Source organism: Providencia sp. 2.29 (genome assembly GCF_015832305.1).
Lineage (GTDB): Bacteria > Pseudomonadota > Gammaproteobacteria > Enterobacterales > Enterobacteriaceae > Providencia > Providencia stuartii.
On record NZ_CP065420.1, the window covers coordinates 2,428,930 to 2,445,301 of the forward strand.

The 16,372-nt window shown below is 39.2% G+C and carries 19 protein-coding genes; 10 read left to right on the forward strand and 9 right to left on the reverse strand.

What is annotated here, in order from left to right; all coding sequences use genetic code 11:
• Positions 1 to 4: 4 nt before the first annotated feature.
• Together I3B46_RS11160 and frmR are read right to left on the reverse strand one after the other, a co-directional pair.
• The gene (locus I3B46_RS11160) at positions 5 to 1,117 is read right to left on the reverse strand and encodes an S-(hydroxymethyl)glutathione dehydrogenase/class III alcohol dehydrogenase (RefSeq protein ID WP_004919779.1); all 1,113 of its coding nucleotides are present in this window, start codon (positions 1,115 to 1,117) and stop codon (positions 5 to 7) included.
• 15 nt (positions 1,118 to 1,132) lie between these two features.
• Positions 1,133 to 1,405, reverse strand: a complete 273-nt coding sequence (frmR, locus tag I3B46_RS11165; protein WP_004919776.1) for a formaldehyde-responsive transcriptional repressor FrmR — start codon at positions 1,403 to 1,405, stop codon at positions 1,133 to 1,135.
• 173 nt (positions 1,406 to 1,578) lie between these two features.
• On the opposite strand from frmR, the gene I3B46_RS11170 reads away from it, so the two are divergent.
• Positions 1,579 to 2,352, forward strand: coding sequence for a GNAT family N-acetyltransferase (locus I3B46_RS11170; protein ID WP_104873479.1), 774 nt, complete (start codon positions 1,579 to 1,581; stop codon positions 2,350 to 2,352).
• Positions 2,353 to 2,599: 247 nt separating this feature from the next.
• Here the strand turns inward: I3B46_RS11170 and I3B46_RS11175 are convergent, their stop codons facing one another.
• Positions 2,600 to 3,517 (reverse strand): acyl-CoA thioester hydrolase/BAAT C-terminal domain-containing protein, encoded by a 918-nt coding sequence (locus I3B46_RS11175; RefSeq protein ID WP_014658348.1) that lies wholly within the window; start codon positions 3,515 to 3,517, stop codon positions 2,600 to 2,602.
• A gap of 742 nt (positions 3,518 to 4,259) precedes the next feature.
• Between I3B46_RS11175 and I3B46_RS11180 the strand changes: the two genes are divergently transcribed.
• The 4 genes from I3B46_RS11180 to I3B46_RS11195 all read left to right on the forward strand — a co-directional run bounded on the left by I3B46_RS11180 (position 4,260) and on the right by I3B46_RS11195 (position 7,544).
• Positions 4,260 to 5,423 (forward strand): MFS transporter, encoded by a 1,164-nt coding sequence (locus tag I3B46_RS11180; RefSeq protein ID WP_104873478.1) that lies wholly within the window; start codon positions 4,260 to 4,262, stop codon positions 5,421 to 5,423.
• A 266-nt stretch (positions 5,424 to 5,689) separates the two neighbouring features.
• Complete coding sequence (locus I3B46_RS22415) at positions 5,690 to 5,878, forward strand: FAD-binding oxidoreductase (protein ID WP_014658347.1); 189 nt, start codon at positions 5,690 to 5,692, stop codon at positions 5,876 to 5,878.
• Positions 5,879 to 5,881: 3 nt separating this feature from the next.
• Complete coding sequence (locus tag I3B46_RS22420; RefSeq protein ID WP_060561007.1) at positions 5,882 to 6,655, forward strand: GNAT family N-acetyltransferase; 774 nt, start codon at positions 5,882 to 5,884, stop codon at positions 6,653 to 6,655.
• Positions 6,656 to 6,983: 328 nt separating this feature from the next.
• A complete protein-coding gene (locus I3B46_RS11195) occupies positions 6,984 to 7,544 on the forward strand; it encodes an adenylate kinase (protein ID WP_053110207.1) in 561 nt (186 codons plus the stop codon).
• Between the two features lie 68 nt (positions 7,545 to 7,612).
• Here I3B46_RS11195 and ddlA read toward each other — a convergent pair whose 3' ends face one another.
• The gene (ddlA, locus tag I3B46_RS11200) at positions 7,613 to 8,716 is read right to left on the reverse strand and encodes a D-alanine--D-alanine ligase (protein WP_004919748.1); all 1,104 of its coding nucleotides are present in this window, start codon (positions 8,714 to 8,716) and stop codon (positions 7,613 to 7,615) included.
• Positions 8,717 to 8,854: 138 nt separating this feature from the next.
• On the reverse strand, positions 8,855 to 9,739 hold the full coding sequence (locus tag I3B46_RS11205; RefSeq protein WP_014658345.1) for a LysR substrate-binding domain-containing protein: 885 nt from the start codon (positions 9,737 to 9,739) through the stop codon (positions 8,855 to 8,857).
• 149 nt (positions 9,740 to 9,888) lie between these two features.
• On the opposite strand from I3B46_RS11205, the gene I3B46_RS11210 reads away from it, so the two are divergent.
• A complete protein-coding gene (locus I3B46_RS11210) occupies positions 9,889 to 10,503 on the forward strand; it encodes a LysE family translocator (RefSeq protein WP_061064046.1) in 615 nt (204 codons plus the stop codon).
• Positions 10,504 to 10,506: 3 nt separating this feature from the next.
• Here I3B46_RS11210 and I3B46_RS11215 read toward each other — a convergent pair whose 3' ends face one another.
• From I3B46_RS11215 to leuE, 3 genes are all read right to left on the reverse strand, one after another.
• Complete coding sequence (locus I3B46_RS11215) at positions 10,507 to 10,977, reverse strand: NUDIX hydrolase (protein ID WP_014658343.1); 471 nt, start codon at positions 10,975 to 10,977, stop codon at positions 10,507 to 10,509.
• A gap of 1 nt (position 10,978) precedes the next feature.
• Complete coding sequence (locus I3B46_RS11220; RefSeq protein WP_014658342.1) at positions 10,979 to 11,371, reverse strand: cytidine deaminase family protein; 393 nt, start codon at positions 11,369 to 11,371, stop codon at positions 10,979 to 10,981.
• A gap of 268 nt (positions 11,372 to 11,639) precedes the next feature.
• Complete coding sequence (gene leuE / locus I3B46_RS11225) at positions 11,640 to 12,281, reverse strand: leucine efflux protein LeuE (RefSeq protein ID WP_036940216.1); 642 nt, start codon at positions 12,279 to 12,281, stop codon at positions 11,640 to 11,642.
• A gap of 412 nt (positions 12,282 to 12,693) precedes the next feature.
• Between leuE and I3B46_RS11230 the strand changes: the two genes are divergently transcribed.
• The 4 genes from I3B46_RS11230 (at position 12,694) to I3B46_RS11245 (ending at position 15,430) form a co-directional block, all read left to right on the forward strand.
• Positions 12,694 to 13,533, forward strand: a complete 840-nt coding sequence (locus I3B46_RS11230; RefSeq protein ID WP_004919737.1) for an AraC family transcriptional regulator — start codon at positions 12,694 to 12,696, stop codon at positions 13,531 to 13,533.
• 225 nt (positions 13,534 to 13,758) lie between these two features.
• A complete protein-coding gene (locus I3B46_RS11235; RefSeq protein ID WP_004919733.1) occupies positions 13,759 to 14,460 on the forward strand; it encodes an AzlC family ABC transporter permease in 702 nt (233 codons plus the stop codon).
• Entirely contained in the window at positions 14,457 to 14,771 is a 315-nt protein-coding gene (locus I3B46_RS11240; protein WP_004919731.1) for an AzlD domain-containing protein, read from the forward strand. Before I3B46_RS11235 ends, I3B46_RS11240 begins: the two co-directional genes overlap by 4 nt.
• A gap of 188 nt (positions 14,772 to 14,959) precedes the next feature.
• Entirely contained in the window at positions 14,960 to 15,430 is a 471-nt protein-coding gene (locus I3B46_RS11245) for a DUF1456 family protein (protein WP_014658339.1), read from the forward strand.
• A 13-nt stretch (positions 15,431 to 15,443) separates the two neighbouring features.
• Here the strand turns inward: I3B46_RS11245 and I3B46_RS11250 are convergent, their stop codons facing one another.
• Positions 15,444 to 16,346 carry a LysR family transcriptional regulator gene (locus tag I3B46_RS11250; RefSeq protein ID WP_104873477.1) on the reverse strand — a complete coding sequence of 301 codons (903 nt, stop codon included), beginning with the start codon at positions 16,344 to 16,346 and terminating at the stop codon, positions 15,444 to 15,446.
• Positions 16,347 to 16,372: the final 26 nt, after the last annotated feature.

The window sequence follows — 16,372 nt, forward strand, 5'->3', positions numbered from 1 at the left end:
ACAATTAATCGTAATGGATCACTGTACGAATGGATTTACCTTCATGCATTAAGTCAAAGGCTTCATTAATCTTTTCCAGAGGCAGTGTATGAGTCACGAAAGGCGCTAACTCAATATCCCCTTTCATGGCATCTTCGACCATTCCTGGAAGTTGGCTGCGACCTTTTACACCGCCAAATGCCGTTCCTCGCCATGAACGCCCTGTTACCAGTTGGAACGGACGCGTCGAGATTTCTTGTCCTGCACCTGCAACACCAATGATAATGGATTGACCCCAACCACGATGCGCACTCTCTAGCGCAGCTCTCATCACATTAACATTACCAATACATTCAAAGGTATGATCAACACCCCATTCTGTCATTTCAATAAGGACTTGCTGAATCGGCTTATCAAAATCGTTAGGGTTCAAACAATCTGTCGCACCAAATTGGCGCGCTAACTCAAATTTTGCAGGATTAGTATCAATTGCAATAATACGCCCTGCTTTTGCTTGCCTTGCTCCTTGGATAACGGCAAGGCCAATACCCCCTAGGCCAAACACTGCAACAGAATCGCCTTCTTGAACTTTAGCTGTATTATGTACCGCGCCGATCCCCGTTGTGACTCCGCAACCCAATAGACATACCTCTTGGTGATTGGCTTCTGGATTAATTTTCGCTAATGACACCTCTGCAACCACGGTATATTCACTGAAAGTAGAGCATCCCATATAATGGTAGAGCGGTTGGCCATTATAAGAAAAGCGGGTTGTACCATCTGGCATAACACCTTTACCTTGTGTTGCGCGAACGGATACACACAAGTTTGTTTTACCTGATTGACAAAATACACATTCGCCACACTCTGCCGTATATAAAGGGATCACGTGATCACCTGGTTTTACACTTGTGACACCTTCCCCGACCTCAACCACGACACCTGCCCCTTCATGGCCTAACACAACAGGAAATAAGCCTTCAGGATCATCCCCTGATAAGGTAAATGCGTCAGTATGACAAACACCGGTATGACTAATTTTTACTAATACTTCTCCCGCCTTAGGTGGCATCACATCAATTTCAACAATTTTCAGTGGTTCCCCAGGCCCAAATGCGACCGCTGCACGTGATTTCATATTGATTCCTTATTTTTAACGCAGGTATGTTCGAATAAGAGAAATAGCGTCATCAACTGACTCTTTTTGGCTCTGCGTAGTTGCAGACTCCTGTAATCCTTCTCGTAGATGGCTCTCTAAAACCCCCGCCATCAACCCATTGACCGCTCCTCTAATTGCCGCAATTTGCTGCAACACAGCACTGCACTCCACTTCATCTTCTAGAGCCGATTCCAGTGCCAGCAGTTGTCCTTTTAATTTCCTGACCCGAGTCAGAACCGCTTTTTTTTCTTTTGGTGAATGTGGCATCGTTAGTCATCCATCATATACATAGGGGGAGTATAGTATTTTTCAGATCCACTGTACAGAATAGCAAAATTATAGGTCTAAAAATGCGCTATTGGTGAGGCACGCTATTAAGGAAAATCCGCTTCTTGTAGACTGGCTTTTAGGATAATAAGACTGATAAATGAGATAATTGAATGAAAAATAATGAGCTGTGTTTTTATCAACAAGAGCGTCATTTCTGGTCAGGAATTTGCAAAAATACCGTAAGCATCAGTGATACAGCTATCGCATATTTCTCTGAACTTCCTATTCCCGCCTTTAGTTTTATCTACTTACACTCCGGCGCATCAATCGCTGATTTTAAAGCAGGCAGTGCACTGTTTTTTGAACAAAAAAAACCTTATGTCCTTGTCGTACATGAAAAAGTGTTGCCACAGCTCGCGCCAATTATGACTAAGAACCAGTATGAAAGTGATGGGGAAACAACGGCAATGGTACTAACCTCATCAAAGATGGTGGATCATACTGACTGTTTACTGCCTGAAGGCTATAGGATTGCCTTAAGTAATGAACAGCTGACTGAATGGGCACAGCCATTAATTACCGCGTTTGCAGCCCCTGACAGTGAGGATGATCCAACAGTCATCAACGAATATATCCGTTATCACCAAAGAGCCTTACAGCGAAAGGGGCAACTTCTACACTATGTATTATTTCATGGCAATACCCCTGTCAGTGCGTTAACTCTAACCTTAAACGGTAGCATGGCTCGCCTAGACGATATCGGTACAGATACACAATATCAGCGTCAAGGGTTGGCAACCTTATTGATTAAACATGCTTTAAAAACCTGCACGCAAAATGGGGTCGAACGTTGTTTTCTTGAGGCATCAAGCGATGGGTTATCTATCTACAAAAAATTAGGGTTTACCCCCCTTTTTCGTTACCACAGCTTTATTGTTGAATAGTGGATTGATGGCTACTCATTCCTACATCAACCATTTTTAATCATTATTTAAAACAAGGTTTCTATGTTTTTTATCTGTAAAAAGAGCAACTGCCATGGTTTCAATGCCACTAAAAAATAAAAATAGTGAAAACTGTATTAGATTGGCGGTGTTTATTTTGCAAACGCCTAACAGACTATCTTGATTAGCGTATTGATAATGAACCTCCTCCCCGGAAGGTTTTTTGGAGGAGGCGTTAAAACAGTAGTTAGTTTATGGTTTGATACCACTCGTTAATATCTTTCACAATCAATTCTGTTTGTGACTTTCCTTCTTGATCGAGGAAAAAGTGATCTAACCCCTGATATGTTTTAAACGATACCTGTGGATTATTAATTTTCCCCATCATTCGCACAACACTATGGGGATCTACATTGATATCATCCATTGTTTGAATCACTAAGTGAGGTGTTTTTATCGATTGAAGCAGTTTTTGGTTATTCACTGTTAGCATTTCACGCCACCACTTTTCCCCATGTTCACTCGGAAATTGGTTATCATCTAATTTATTTTGTATTACAGATTTAGCGAATTGTTTAAAACCTTCAATAGATTGCGCGACTTCTTCATTAGGCAATGTTTTTTCAATATTATAAATAACATCGTTAATAAAAAACTGACCGCCACCATTCAATGAGATGGAGGCTTGGATCATATCCGTGTTAGAAACAATTAAATTTGTCACTACCGCCCCTTCACTTCCTCCAAGCAAAATAATATGTTGATAATGGTTTTTTAAATGCCCAATTAAAAATAAATAATTCTCTGCTCTTTCTAATGGAGAATCATTTTTCATATAATCAACAGGACAATTTTCGACTAATGCTCCATCCTCATTTTTTCCAACTTGGCTATCTAATCCCGTTTTTTCAACCAGTAAAATATCATTATTAGGAAATGCCGCGCCAAAATTTTTTATCATCTTAGTGTTATTAATAACACTTTTGCAATCAGAGCCTTGGATCAACACTAATACGTTTTTTGCTGTTTTATCGCTTTGCTTTATTATGTAGTAATGTATCTCTTTCCCTTGTTTATCCTGAATTTTTTGTAACTCAGGACCCTTTTCTGCATGAGCCGTGAGTGTAAAAGCCACTAATAATAAAATAACAGAGCCTATTTTCATTTTTTACCGTATTTATAATCATAAAATATAACGACATGATTATAGACATCAGAGTGCGCTAAACATGGACTAAAAATGCTGTCTTCTGAATAAAGTTCAACTAAATAAAATTAGGTAAAAGCATAATGAAATTTAATATTTCATTATGCTGAGAAAACGCTAATGTATAAAGGTATGCTGAATATTGCATACTCGTTATCATATATTATTATTTTATTTTGTTGACTAAATTCTGTTGTCAGCACTTGGGACTTTTGCATTCTGATATTCTATTGTGAAACAATTTTCGTGGCACGGCTGCAAGTGGTCGTGACCTATTTTTTCTAAAAACACGCCTTAACGCTGAATGATCAACTTGTATTGTATCTAACAGTAATCGAACACATTAATTGATTAATCTTGTTTAACTAGGCGCTATTAATACCTAATATACTTCCCTAAGTCATAAATTTAATACATATAACCACAATGCCATACTGATTATCTCTATCTCATTCGAGATACCGTGCTATTTTTCAAAATCAATATAGCTAAGTATAGATAATATTTTTTTGGTTTCGCATGAGAACCCTATCATATTGATCCTTTAACCTTTATTATTATATAGACTGACAAATGGGCCATCGCACTGATAAGAAGAAATGGACAGAAAAGGGAAATACGCCACCCGATATTAGATGATCCACTTTTAGATACTCTTCATCATAGATAATTTAATAACTAAACTAAATATATTGATAAAATGACTCTATCTCCTGAATTATTAGAAACAACACCGACTACGCCACCAGCCAAAAAAGAGCAAGTGGCAACACGGATTATCTTTTTTATTGCAGGTTTTGCGACCGCTTCATGGGCAGCAATTGTCCCTTTTGTCAAAGCCAATACGGGCGCAAATGACGCCACACTTGGATTATTACTTCTCTGCTTTGGTGTCGGTGCGCTGGTCGCGATGCCTTTAACCGGGGCTATTGCTGCAAAATTTGGCTGTCGTAAACTAATGGTGGCCTCGACCATCGCCTTTTGCTTGCTACTCCCTTTACTCCCTGCAATATCACATATCGGTATATTGATTGTTGGCTTATTGCTTTTTGGTGTCGGTATTGGGCTAACAGATTGTGCCATGAACATACAAGCAGTGATTGTAGACAAAGCTTCTGAGAAGCCCATCATATCGGGTTTTCATGGTTACTATAGTGTAGGTGGAATTGTAGGGGCTGGTGCTATGAGTGCCATTTTATTAATGGGTACACCACCAATTGCTGCTGCAATTATTATTTCATTGGTTTCGTTACTGTTGCTGTCTATCAGCTTCAAAGGTTTTTTAAGTTATGCCAATGCACCAACCGGCCCTCTTATCGCGATACCCAAAGGTATTGTTCTGGTCATTGGTATTATTTGCTTTGCTATTTTCCTCGCGGAAGGTACGGTACTAGATTGGAGTGCCGTATTTTTAATCGAGCACCACGGTCTAGAAGAATCCCTTGGTGGATTGGGCTTTGCAGCCTTCGCCACAACAATGACAATTGGCCGTTTAACTGGAGATAAAATAGTAATGCGTGTCGGCTCTGCGCGGGTGGTGTTCTGGGGCGCTCTTTTAGCCTGTATAGGCTTTATGATCGCGGTATTATCACCTTACTTATCCATCGCAATTATAGGTTATGCGCTGGTTGGTGCTGGCTGTTCTAATATTGTACCTGTGATGTTTTCATCGATAGGTAAGCAAAATACGATGCCTGAAGCGTTAGCTGTTCCTGCTGTATCCACACTGGGTTATCTTGGTATTTTAGCAGGCCCCGCCGCCATTGGTTTTGTTGCCTTTCAGTTTACATTAGCGACCGCTCTACTCACGATCGCCGCATTATTAGTCATTATTGCGTTTGTCTCTAAATTGGTGAGAGTCTAAAGCTGACAATTAAATAAGATTTTCACCTTAAAACGCCCTGACTAACCCAATAATTAAACATGCACCTTAATCTCTATTAAGGTGCTTATACAAAATCATTCTATCCGATGATTTCAATCTAATTATGTTGTACCGAGGATTACATCGATGAGCGCCCCGAGCATAGTGCAGTGAATATCGCACAAAATGCGCTATCCGTTATTCAAAATTCATTTATAGGTACAAATAGATTACGCTTAGAAAATGCTTTCATAGGAATGCGACCTATGCCACAGGATGAGATGCCAATTGTCGGTAAAGTTGCTGATTTCAGTGGTTTATATATTATTAGTATGCACGCTGCTATCACACTTGCACCATTAATTTGCCATTTGGCACAAGATGAAATAATACATGGCATAGAGCAGACAGCACTTAGCCCCTATCGATTAACACGCTTTGCGTCAGGTAACTGAAACATGAATATTCCGCTCTACTACTTAAGGCATTATCAGTCCATCGAAAAAACATTTTGGACATCGATTTGTGAGCACAGTATCCAGATCGAACAACATACTATATGTTACCTTACCCCTCTAAACTCGCCTGTATTTAACTTTATTTATCTTCAACCTGAATCATCGATTCAAGCATTTAAGCAGGCTCATCACCTTTTTGTTGCACAAAAGAAAAATCATACACTGGTTGTTCCTGAAGAAATGCAGCAAGATATTGTCAATGAGGCACTCGCCTTAGGCTACAAACGTGACAGCGTCACAACAGCAATGGCATTATCACTTGATAAACAACTCCCTGTAGAACTGCCTGAAAATCAAGTGGATATTGTGTTTGCGAACCATGACCTTTCATTGTGGGCTAAGCCTTTAGTCTCTGCGTTTTATATTTCGGATGAACACGATAAGGTTGTCAATGAATATGTCCGCTATCATGAAGATGCTTTATTGCAAGGTGCGCCACAATTTCATCTTGTCCTCTTAGTCGCTGGAGAGCCAGCAACATCGATGACCGTCACTATTGAAGGTAGCCTTGCACGTTTTGATGATATTGGTACGGAGCCAACACACCAAGGGAAAGGCTACGCGACACAATTAATCGCTTATGCGTTAGCATTTTGTCATCAACAAGGTGTTGAACACTGCTTCCTTGATGCCTCAGAAGCCGGTTTCGACCTATACAAAAAGTTCGGATTTGAACCTTTATTCCGTTATATTAACTATGTCTGGTGCAAGTAATTTATTAGGCTGGCAATTAGCCCCTACGGCAGCAAAAGTACTAGTAACATCACGCATAGTTTGATCTCTTATCGCAATAAACAAGGTGTGGGTGTCGTTATCACCATGCACCTTGTGAGTCTCTTACGTTAAAACCAATGCCGCTTTTCTTGAACCATAAGTTGGTACTGCTTATGTTTTGCCTGAATAGTGACATCAAGACATTGAGCATTTTTTGTTTGATCAAATAGAATAATTCACTGATAAGCTTCGTTTTCCAGAACGCTTTTGTGCAACTTTACCCTTCAGTAAACCTGAACGGCATATCTACCATAAAATGATTTAACTCATGAAAATTAATGTTATTGGCTGTAGTGGCAGTGGTAAAAGCACCTTTGCCCGGCAATTAGCGTCACTTTACGCTGTTCCATATATAGAAATGGATGCTCTTCATTGGCAAAAAAATTGGCAACCCGCAACCGATGAGCAATTGTATAAGAAATTATCGCAAGCCCTGCAAAATGCACCAAACGGCTGGGTACTTGATGGTAACTATACCCGGACACAACCCATTAAATGGAAAGAGGTTGAGCTGGTGATTTGGCTTGATTACTCATTCTTACGGACGCTTTATCAATCGGTGCGTCGAGTGTTCTCACGGATCAGAAGCAAACAAGAGCTTTGGCCGGATACAGGGAATTATGAGTCGTGGAAAAATGTCTTTTTTAGTCGTGATTCCATCCTAATATGGATGATAACGACCTATCACAAAAGTAAATGGCCTAGGATAGCCAGTATGGCGGATAAACAGTATCAACATATACGTTTTATTCGATTAACGACGCCAAAAGAAACCCAGTTATTCTTAACGCACCTGCAAAAAAATGTTGCGCAGCATCACCGAGATTAAGGCATAAACTAACCGATGTTTTATTAGCGTGACATCGCACGCTAATAAAATACCGCGATATTAGTCAATTAATTAACATCACACGCTGTTTTTAAAGCAATGGTTTGTTGATATTTTTCAATGCCTAGTTCAATAAGGCGGCTGATCAACGCTTGATATGTCATTCCGCCCTGTTGCCACAATTTAGGGTACATACTGATATTCGTAAACCCTGGTAGTGTATTAATTTCATTGATAATAACGTGATTATCTTCGGTCAAGAAAACATCAACGCGAGACATACCACTGCAATTGAGTGCACGATAAGCCTGTAATGCAATTTCCCGTATTTTATCACTCACTTCAACATCTAAATCCGCTGGTGCTACCACAGACGCACCATTTTCATCGATATATTTGGTGTGATAAGCGTAGAAACTATCATGTAGAACAATTTCGCCACATGGACTTGCCAATGGCTGTTCGTTCCCTAATACCGCACATTCTATCTCACGGCCTTTCACTGCACTTTCGATCAAGACTTTCATATCGAACAAGAAAGCGAAATCCAATGCTGCCTTAAACTCAGACTCATTAGTCACTTTACTGATCCCAACAGAAGAGCCTTGGTTAGCCGGTTTAATAAATAATGGGAGGCCTAATTGTTTAACAACCGCTTCATAGTTGGCTTCAGTGCGATCCGACGCTGTCAGCGTAATAAAAGGTGCAACATGTAGCCCCGCATCGCGTAGTAATCGCTTAGTGATATCTTTATCCATACAGGCTGAAGAGCCTAAAACACCTGGGCCAACAAAAGGTAAATTAGCCATACGCAATAACCCTTGCAAAGAGCCGTCTTCACCCAAATTACCGTGCACAATGGGGAAAATAACATCAATTTGAGGGAGTGGCTGAGCATCTTCAAGGGAAATAAATTGCTGGGTTGTTTTACCAGGGATAATAGCGATACTGCGTTTTGGCGTACTTAGTGCAATACGAGCGGGATCATTTGCATGGATTAAAAAATCAGCTTCATCATATTCATGCCAATGCCCCTGTTTGTTAATGCCGATTAAGCATACATCAAATCTATCGCGATCAAGACCATTAATGATGTTCTTCGCTGACTGCAATGACACTTCATGCTCTGTTGATTTACCACCAAAAATGACACCTACCCGTAATTTACTCATTACTCACTCCACTTAATAAACCGACAAACCCAAGTCTGGAAATATAACACGCTATAAAATAGTTATGTGACAAAATCTTTATTTATTACATGGTTTTGCTGAAAGAATAAACAATTCGAGCGTAAAGTAAAATCTGTGCTACTCCTTTTGGGTTAGTGTATAGCTTTCTTGAAGGCAATCTTTTAGCCACTCAATAAATAGGTGCAAAGCACTTCCGACAACAGGTGGCTTGGGCGCCAACAAATAATAAGCTGAACCATCTTCGATAAAACCATAAGGCGCGGTTAATTGACCTGATTGCAACTCATCTTCAACCATTAAAAATGAAGCAATCGCAACCCCTTGACCAGAAATGGCCGCCTGAATGCAAAGGTAAAAATGTTCATATGAAACCTGTCGATTACCTTGCTGACTATTGCCCATCTGCTGTTGCCATTGCTCCCAAACAGAGGGACGAGAAGCTGGATACAGTAACGCAATGTCGCTGGAGCCATCGTGCCAATGTAAATCGGGCCGCTGCACTAACCCCATCCTTTCACGACACACTTCTTCAGCATAAATATGGCTATTCCACTTAAAATCATTACGCCTAAAAGCAAGATCAACACCTGCTTTAGTGAAATCAATAGGCCCTCCTGCCGCAATCAAATGCACCGTAATATGAGGAAATTGCTGATAAAATTGCGTTAATCGAGGAATAAGCCATTTCATAGCGATAGTGGGTTCACAAGAAATACTCACCACATTACTATCAACGACACTGCCAAGCTCTGCTAATGTCTTATCCAATTGAGCAAAGATTTCACTCGTTGTTTGATATAGCTTTTTGCCTGCCAACGTTAAAAAAACCGCTCGGTTACGCCGCTCAAATAATGCAATACCAATCTGTTCTTCAAGCAAACGTATTTGGCGACTGATAGCACTATGCGTGACATGGAGTTCATCCGCCGCTTTAACAAAGCTGCCATGACGCGCGGCGGCATCAAAGAAACGTAATGAGGATAATGGTGGTAATTTCATCATATAGGTAACAAAAACTGACAGATTTACGTCAGCATAAATCGCTTTTTAACTAAATACAATCTATTGATAATACAGTTAATTAATAAACAAGATGATTTATATCAGCAATTTTTAATATCAGTTTTTATTACCTATTAAGGACAGTTAACATGAATGAACTTATTGCTATGGCAGCCATGACTATTTTAGCGGTAATTAGTCCAGGTCCCGACTTTGCCATGGTGACACGTAGTAGTTATGCTTATGGCACAAAAATTGGGTTGCTTGCAGCATTAGGTATAGCCTTTGGGGTGCAGGTTCATGTTTTTTATACTGTATTCGGTGTAACACTGCTTATCATGAACTCACCGACGCTTTTTACTATTGTGAAATTATTTGGTGTGGGATATTTAATTTATATTGGATTTAGCTCATTTACCAATAAACAAAAAATCAATACAGAAACCGGTGAAACACCTAAACCTACAAGATTTGCTGCCTTTAAAATGGGCTTTTTAACTAATGCATTAAATCCCAAAACCATGCTATTTGTCGTTTCTGTATATACGCAAGTGCTCCAAAATTCTCACTCATTAATGCTTAATTTGAGTTATGGGTTTTTTATCTCTTTTGTTCATTGGCTATGGTTCAGTTTGATCGCGTTATTCTTCGCAGCGCCCGTCATACGCAACCAAGTTCTCAATTACCAATTCGTGGTGGATAAAATAATTGGTCTGTTATTAATGGTGCTCGGTGTTTCATTGTTGTTTTTAAATATAAAATAAATTTTATTTCAACAAGTTAGTTTCATTTACCATGCTTGCCAATTGCAGTAGATCATGTGGGATATTGAGATTGGCTAGCTCTTCAAAAGGCACCCAACAAAATGCAGGATCAGGCGTTTTATCTGGCGATACAAGCTCACATAAATACACCATATCAATATGCCAATGATCCCCTTTTTCTTTATCAGTTATAAACTCTTTTAAGATGGCTAAAGGCATGGGCAAAGCAGTGACTTTTTCACAACCCGTTACCTTGGTTGCTGTTGGATAGGCGCAATCAATCACGCGGCAATCTAACCCTGTTTCTTCCCGTACTTCACGCATTACCGCATCTTGAGGCTCTTCATTATCTTCTAAATGCCCTCCCGGTGGGAGCCAACACCCTAATTTGCGATGCTTATGTAATAAAAACTCCCCTTTTTGATTACGCAACAATGCCGTTGCCGTGAAATGTTTATCCTCTTGCGTCATCATTCTATTGTTCTCTATTTTGTGTGGCTTTCCAATCATAAGGCATCAATTGCTCTAAGGTGACTTGAGTTTCATTATCGACCCCAACGAGCGTCTGCTTATTTTTATTGGATAATTGACTAACTAATTCTCGACAACGCCCACAAGGCGGTACAACATTTCCAGCGGAATCAACGGCAACCATCGACTTAATGACCGACTTTCCTGCTTTGAGTAATTCAGCAACAGCGCCATGCTCTGCACAAAAACCCAGAGAGCACGCCGTATCAATGCTAATACCTGTATAAATTTCACCATCTTCCGCTTCTAGCGCGGCAGCAACATAACCACATTCAATATAATCATTGATAATAGATGGCTTTGCATAACGGCTGGCAATTTTGACTAAATGCTTCATCAGGTATACATCCTTTTCTCACAGAATAATTTTAATTTTATTATGTCGTTTATCTATGTTGGAAGCCAAACGTGCTCTTTCACCGTTCCATTAGCCAGACTATTTCTGAACACATTTGTACCGCAATAATTCCACTCCAAATCACATGATACTGAAATTCAGAGCACAATTTTGGACGACGGGTTGTATTAGAGACTTGAGAATTGTTTCGAGATTACAGTGATAAAAAAGCCGGCTCATGGCCGGCATCATCATATACCCCTAAAAACTAGGCGGCTAACGCTAATTTAGCCCCAAACATTAAGAAGATAGCACCAATGCAGCTATTAGATAATTTAGACAGTTTTTTGTTATGTTTTACCATGTTAGTAACAGCAACAGCACCAAAAATCAGCATTGATAGATAAATCATACTGCATGCTTCAAGAATGCTGCCTAAAATAAAAAACGGTATGCCTGCATTAGGATAAGCAGGATCAATAAACTGAATAAAAAATGACACATAAAAAATGATCATTTTAGGATTAAGCAAACTTAAAAACACCGCTTTTTGGTATGTTCCTTTCGCTGCTAATACTATTGCATCCACATCCCCAACCGGCTCTTTTTTATGAAAGACGCTATACAGCGTTTTTATTCCTAAATAAACTAAATAGGTAGCGCCAACATACTTAATTACACTAAAAAAGATAGGTGATGTTTTAACCAGTGAAGCAACCCCTAAAAACGATAAAAAAATCAGTATCGCGTCACCCGTAAATACGCCTAGCGCGGCTTTATAACCATTTTTAATGCCATACTTTGCACTACTCGTTAACACAAACAAAGAATTTGGGCCTGGCACCAATGTAATAAAAATTACACCGATTAAATACGTCCATAAATTTGTGATACCAAGATTTTCAAGCATAAGGAACCCGCTAACTTAATAAAAGTTATAACAAAAAATAAACATATTCAGTTAATATTGACTATGATACACGGGGTTATCTTACTATAAAAGATATCACTACGCGCAAATAAAAATATGGGCAAATATGCCATGCATAGACCAAAAACTAGGTTGAATAATCTAAAAATATTGAATTTCATGAACCAATAATTCACAAAATAAACTAAAAATAGAATCGTATTGACACTAACATTTGTCTTGGGTTTTTATTCCGTAATATTAAGAATCATTGAAATAATAACCCAAAATAGGTCATTGGGTAGTGATAGTGAAAATAATTAAGATTAAGGGTATAAATAGCATACGTTTAATGCAATATAACTGTGTGTTTATATTCCGTTTTTATCATGGGTAAAGAGTAGGTATTGGGATGGAAAGTGCCAATTATTTTCATTTGCGAGAACTGGGTGGCTTAGAAATGATAGAAGCCCAGTACCATCAACAAAAATTTTCCCGCCATAGCCATGAAGGCTTTTGTATTGGTGTGATTGAAGATGGTGCTCAGCAATTTTTTCGTACTGGTGAAAACCATTATGCACCTAAAGGCGACATTATTGTGGTGAATGCGGATGAAATCCATACAGGCTCTTCTGCTGTAGCTGGCGGCTGGGCCTATAAAGCTATTTATCCTACCCCTGAAATGTTTCAACGCTTAACCTTAGATTTAAAAACGGATAACTACGGAGTGATCCCTTGGTTCCCTAACGCAGTGATCCAAGATCCCGGTTTAGCAGCTCAGTTAAATTTACTATTTAATTTATTATTACAACCCAATAACACCTTATTCAAAGAGACCTTATTACTCTCATCAATGAGCTGGCTTATTTTGAAATACAACAAAAGCCGAGTACAACCCAATGATATTCCCCCTGCAAAACAACGTATGCAGGATATTTGTGACCTAATCATGAGCACCGCAGAGCAGGATCATTCCCTAAGTGAGTTAGCAGCAATTGCTGGGGTAAGTCAGTGGCATTTTCTACGTCAGTTTAAATTACATACAGGCACAACCCCCCATACATTTTTGATCCAAGCAAGATTATACAAAGCTAAAAAATTGCTATTACAAGGGGAGAAACCTGCTGATGTTTCAAACCAGTGTGGTTTTTCTGATCAGAGCCATTTCACACGGCATTTTAAGAAATCCATTGGGGTCACACCTAGCCAATATACGCGGCATATTACCAGTGGCGGCATTCATTTATGCTAGCCCTTATTTCCGTTATCGGCTGAATAACCGCTTTTATTATTGCTTAAAAGATAGCTGGGGATATTGCGTGCAAATTGTCCACATTGTGTAAATTAAAGGCTAGTTATTTACTTTTATGCCATGGCATTGGTGATAATACACTCATATCAAGAGCAATTTTATTCTATCAGCCATCTCAACTCGACAGTATGATAAAAATAACGAAGCAAAAAAGGTATTAAATCAATGTATTCACAACAACGTAGCCAATGGCAACGTGCTTTTACTCATGGGGCTCTGCACATGACTCCATTGAATTTAGCAGTGATCCCATGGGGTGTTTTAGCAGGTTCAATGGCTGTTGAAGCCGGACTTTCATTTTGGCAAAGTATTTCTATGTCAGCGATGATATTTGCTGGCGCAGCACAACTTGTTACTTTAGGTTTACTTAATTCTGGGGCGGGTTATATCACTATTATTATATCTGTCTTCTTTATTACTTCACAGCATTTGCTATACGGCCTAACAATGCGGCCTCATGTTAAGGATTTTACTGCCACTCAACGTTTAAGCATTGGCTTTTTATTAACAGACGAACTATTTGCTATTAGTGCTGCTAAACGGCAGCCACTCAGTTTTCCTTATTTATTTGGTGCTGGATTCAGTTTTTATATTGTTTGGTTAATCACCAGCCTTCTTGGCATTATGATGGCCAATTTCATTACTGACCTAAGCCGCTTACATTTAGACTTTTCTGTGGTTGCGACACTATTAGCGATTGTTGTTCCACTGACAAAGAAAATAAGCACAATTTGTGGCGTGATATTTTCATTAGTTGTGGCCGTTACCCTCTCACTATATTCAATAAGTAGTGCGATTGTCATCGCGGGTGTTGGGGGGATGTGTGTTTCAGTTATGGTTTCTCGATTACTTAAGGAAGAAAAATGATTTGGGTATTGATCCTGACACTGACGGTTATTGTTTTCTCTTTACGCTACGTTTTTCTGATCCCACAGCTTCCTGTTAGGTTGCCACTGTTTATTAAACAGGCTCTCGGTTATTCAGCGCCTTGCTTATTAACCGCAATTTGTGCTCCGGTGATCCTGTTAGATAATCATGCGTTGCGGGATTTCCCTGATAACCCCTATTTATGGGGAGCTTTATTTTGCGTCGTTGCCGCGGCGTTACTGAAAAATATGCTATTAACTGTTGGGTTAACCTTAGTCTTTTTTTATAGTCTCATCTATTTTATCGGCTAATTCAACGTCAGACACAATATGCGTAAGGTAGTCTAAAATCGTCTATTTTACGCATTCTTATATTGATAAAAACAAAATTACTCTCTAGTATGCCTTTCTTAAAACGCCTCAATATTTTTGAATCTCAACATTGATAACTATCATTAGTGATTGATTTAGAAAACTTAATTTATGGAAAATCAATAGCCATGCTTAATAATTATGTTTTACGTCGTATTCGCTACATACTAGACCTTAGTGATAACCAGATGGTGGAAATTATGCAGCTCTCTGGTTTAACGGTGACCAAAGCAGAAATAGTAAGTTGGCTAAAGAAAGATGATTCCCCCGAATATAGGGAGTGTAATGATAAAACCTTGGTTCACTTCCTTAACGGTTTAGTCTATTTTCGTCGAGGTAAAAGCGATAACCACCCTGCTCCGACAGTTGAAACACATATCAACAATAATATTATCCTTAAAAAACTCCGTATCGCTTTTGCATTAAAAGATACCGATATGATAGAAATCTACCAAAAAGCCGATTTTCGAGTATCTAAACCCGAAATTAACGCCCTATTTCGTCACCCCGAACATAAAAACTACCGTGAATGTGGTGACCAATTACTGCGCTATTTTCTAAAAGGACTCACCCTGAAATTACGCCATACTTCAGCATGATTGAGTCTGGCAATTACACCTTCTTATTGGCAAATAATGGGATTAAATATTGCAAAAAAGCATCAATCTTCGGTGATAATGAACGTCGACTCGCATAAACTGCACGTAATTCAATCGGAGCGGGTCGCTCATCAAACTCAATAACTTCAAGTAAACCTTGCTCAATATCTGGTTGGCAAGATTCCATCGCTAAAATGGCATAGCCAATCCCTTTTAATGCAGCAACTTTAGCTAAAATACCGCTATTAACTCGGTATCGACTATTAATATTGAGTTTTTGAGGGCGTTTTTGTTGATCGATAAATATCCATGGCTGACCGGCTATTGCACTTAAACTTGAAATACAAGGCATATTAGCTAGCTCCGTGAGGTTTTTCGGCTTGCCCGTTTGTTCAATAAGATGAGGAGCCGCCACAACAACGCTCGGCCAAGCTTTTATTAATTTCGAATGATAGCTGCTATCGCCTAACTCACCCCGATGGAACGTTAATAATAAATCGATATCATCATTAATCACATCTAAAGGCATAAGCTGAGTATCACAATGAAGCGTTAATTGTGGATGCAACAGAGCAAAATCGGTGATTATGTCGGCTAATAGTAGGCTTCCCGTCTCACTAGGAATAGTGAGCCGTAATGTTCCTGTTAATCTCTCACGATGGCTTATTTGGCTCAATATATCATCAAGCTCTGCATAGAGATTTTGACTATGCTTCCATAATATTTCACCTTGCTCTGTCAGCCTCATATTCCGCGTTGTTCTCTCAATTAACCGACAATTGAGCTGAGTTTCTAATTGCTTAATACTCCGGCTAACATTCGATGTTGGCATAGACAGTTGTTGTGCGGCACGAGCAAAATTGCCCTGAGACGCCACAGAAACAAAAACTCTTAATAAATTCAGATCAACCGACATTTATCGCCTATCCCTATTGAATACAT

What these genes read in the sequence shown, in the direction of transcription:
- I3B46_RS11215 (WP_014658343.1), bottom strand. Translation starts at nt 10,977, where the DNA reads ATGATGACGCAAGAGGATAAACATTTCACGGCAACGGCATTGTTGCGT.
- I3B46_RS11240 (WP_004919731.1), top strand. Translation starts at nt 14,457, where the DNA reads ATGATTTGGGTATTGATCCTGACACTGACGGTTATTGTTTTCTCTTTA.
- frmR (WP_004919776.1), bottom strand. Translation starts at nt 1,405, where the DNA reads ATGCCACATTCACCAAAAGAAAAAAAAGCGGTTCTGACTCGGGTCAGG.
- I3B46_RS11235 (WP_004919733.1), top strand. Translation starts at nt 13,759, where the DNA reads ATGTATTCACAACAACGTAGCCAATGGCAACGTGCTTTTACTCATGGG.
- I3B46_RS22415 (WP_014658347.1), top strand. Translation starts at nt 5,690, where the DNA reads ATGCCACAGGATGAGATGCCAATTGTCGGTAAAGTTGCTGATTTCAGT.
- I3B46_RS11180 (WP_104873478.1), top strand. Translation starts at nt 4,260, where the DNA reads ATGACTCTATCTCCTGAATTATTAGAAACAACACCGACTACGCCACCA.
- ddlA (WP_004919748.1), bottom strand. Translation starts at nt 8,716, where the DNA reads ATGAGTAAATTACGGGTAGGTGTCATTTTTGGTGGTAAATCAACAGAG.
- I3B46_RS11195 (WP_053110207.1), top strand. Translation starts at nt 6,984, where the DNA reads ATGAAAATTAATGTTATTGGCTGTAGTGGCAGTGGTAAAAGCACCTTT.
- I3B46_RS11170 (WP_104873479.1), top strand. Translation starts at nt 1,579, where the DNA reads ATGAAAAATAATGAGCTGTGTTTTTATCAACAAGAGCGTCATTTCTGG.
- I3B46_RS11160 (WP_004919779.1), bottom strand. Translation starts at nt 1,117, where the DNA reads ATGAAATCACGTGCAGCGGTCGCATTTGGGCCTGGGGAACCACTGAAA.
- I3B46_RS11210 (WP_061064046.1), top strand. Translation starts at nt 9,889, where the DNA reads ATGAATGAACTTATTGCTATGGCAGCCATGACTATTTTAGCGGTAATT.
- I3B46_RS11175 (WP_014658348.1), bottom strand. Translation starts at nt 3,517, where the DNA reads ATGAAAATAGGCTCTGTTATTTTATTATTAGTGGCTTTTACACTCACG.
- I3B46_RS11230 (WP_004919737.1), top strand. Translation starts at nt 12,694, where the DNA reads ATGGAAAGTGCCAATTATTTTCATTTGCGAGAACTGGGTGGCTTAGAA.
- I3B46_RS11250 (WP_104873477.1), bottom strand. Translation starts at nt 16,346, where the DNA reads ATGTCGGTTGATCTGAATTTATTAAGAGTTTTTGTTTCTGTGGCGTCT.
- I3B46_RS22420 (WP_060561007.1), top strand. Translation starts at nt 5,882, where the DNA reads ATGAATATTCCGCTCTACTACTTAAGGCATTATCAGTCCATCGAAAAA.
- I3B46_RS11220 (WP_014658342.1), bottom strand. Translation starts at nt 11,371, where the DNA reads ATGAAGCATTTAGTCAAAATTGCCAGCCGTTATGCAAAGCCATCTATT.
- leuE (WP_036940216.1), bottom strand. Translation starts at nt 12,281, where the DNA reads ATGCTTGAAAATCTTGGTATCACAAATTTATGGACGTATTTAATCGGT.
- I3B46_RS11245 (WP_014658339.1), top strand. Translation starts at nt 14,960, where the DNA reads ATGCTTAATAATTATGTTTTACGTCGTATTCGCTACATACTAGACCTT.
- I3B46_RS11205 (WP_014658345.1), bottom strand. Translation starts at nt 9,739, where the DNA reads ATGATGAAATTACCACCATTATCCTCATTACGTTTCTTTGATGCCGCC.